Consider the following 310-nt stretch of genomic DNA (forward strand, 5'->3'; position numbering starts at 1 on the left):
AATTACTTATAAATTACCGCAGTACCGCTTAATTTATTGTTGTTGGTGGCAGAAGTGATGCTGTATCCACTGGCACCGGCCGCCGCGGCTTTCTCAGCCAGTTTCGCTTCCAGGGCATCGAGGGTGGATGCGCCATCGGCAGAAACCACGCCGATTTTATTCATGTTCTGTGCCTGGGATGCCGTTACCGGTTCCGCCGCGAACACACCAAATGACAGAGTTGAAAGAGCCATAGCAGCAACAACAGTATTGATAGTTTTCATAATTAATCTCTCGCAGGTGATTTTTGTATAAGTGACGTTGTTTCGTC

Annotated in this window: 1 protein-coding gene; it reads right to left on the bottom strand. The window is 47.7% G+C overall.

Annotation, left to right across the window (positions count from 1 at the left end; translation table 11 throughout):
- Nucleotides 1-2: 2 nt before the first annotated feature.
- Nucleotides 3-263 carry a DUF1471 family protein YbiJ gene (ybiJ, locus tag LZP73_RS19770; protein ID WP_000849301.1) on the bottom strand — a complete coding sequence of 87 codons (261 nt, stop codon included), beginning with the start codon at nucleotides 261-263 and terminating at the stop codon, nucleotides 3-5.
- Nucleotides 264-310: the final 47 nt, after the last annotated feature.

The sequence above is a fragment of the Shewanella sp. AS16 genome, from assembly GCF_021412365.1.
Taxonomy (GTDB): domain Bacteria; phylum Pseudomonadota; class Gammaproteobacteria; order Enterobacterales; family Shewanellaceae; genus Shewanella; species Shewanella salipaludis.